The sequence below is a fragment of the Pseudomonas citronellolis genome (assembly GCF_029335315.1).
GTDB lineage: Bacteria > Pseudomonadota > Gammaproteobacteria > Pseudomonadales > Pseudomonadaceae > Pseudomonas > Pseudomonas citronellolis_A.
The window spans coordinates 1-1133 of record NZ_JARJLT010000046.1 but is presented as its reverse complement, the minus strand read 5'-3'; the positions used below and the strand labels follow the sequence as shown (position 1 = coordinate 1133).

Genomic DNA, 1133 nt, shown 5'->3' with positions numbered 1-1133 from the left:
CTGGCTTCACCTTCGGGGGTTGGTAGGTGGTTTGCGTCTGCATCAGGGCAAAGGCAATGCGGGCCAGTTTGCGGGCGAGGATAGTCAGGGCCTCGGTCGTCTTCAGGCCGCGCGCCAGATAGCTCTGGTAGAGGGATTTCCAGCGTTGGGTGCGGGCCGCTGCCATCGCCGCGTTGTACAGCAGCCGACGGATTTCTGGATCGCCCTGCTTGGTTAGCTTCCGCCGGCCGCTGTAACGGCCCGACTCCTTGAGTCGCACATCCAGCCCGAGAAAGGCGATGAAGGCGTCGCTATTGCGAAAGCGTCCGCGCAGGTAGGCCAGGTTCAGGGCCGCTGCCGTCAGGGGTCCAATCCCCTCGATCGCCTGGCAGCGTTTGCTCTGTTCCATCAGGCCAGCCTCTTGCAGCGCCCGCTGAATGTCTTTCTCCAGACGTAGCTCCAGGGCGGCTATGCGCCGGAGGACCGGCTGCAGCGCCTTCGCCAGGGAGCGATCCTGGGAAAAGCTCTGGCGCAACGAGATGGTGCTACGAACCAGCACTGCACGCCGATGCAGTAATGCCTGCAGGCGGCAGTAGGTCTTGCTCGGCGGCTGCCAGGGCTCCAGTTGCGCCTGCTCATGGGCCAGGTAACGGGCCAGCAGCTGCGCGTCGCTGCGATCATCCTTGTTCCGACCACCGATGCCCTTGCGGTAGTTGCTCAGGCGAAAGCCGTTGATGACGTAAATCTGATGCCCACGAGCATGGGCCAGGGTCGCCACGTCCACGTGGTAGATACCGGTGGCTTCGATCGCAATGGCACAGCAGCGAGGCAGAGTTTTCAACCAGGCCTTAATCGTGCGCACGTCATTGGCCAGCTCGAATACCTCGCCAGACTGTGCATTACAGAGGCTCAACGACTGCTTGGCGACATCGATACCGATAACGACTTGGCTTGTCATGGCGTTCTCCGACGGTGAACATGGTGCGACCTGTCGGGGCTCACCTTGGCGCAGGCTTGCCGGTATCGTCGGTTTGGGCGGCTACCCAACCGATGGATTCCTTATCGGCGCTTGTTGTGAGCGCGTGGGTGGGGGAAGTCTCCTACCGTCTGGCTTGCAGAAGCGGGTCTTGTCCCTCCACCCCCGACAGGTTCCT

Annotated in this window: 1 protein-coding gene; it reads right to left on the bottom strand. The window is 62.1% G+C overall.

The window, feature by feature from the left end; genetic code table 11:
* The coding region (locus P3W75_RS03685) for an IS110 family transposase (RefSeq protein WP_276226017.1) at positions 1–937 on the bottom strand (937 nt) is incomplete at its 3' end.
* Positions 938–1133 lie beyond the last annotated feature (196 nt).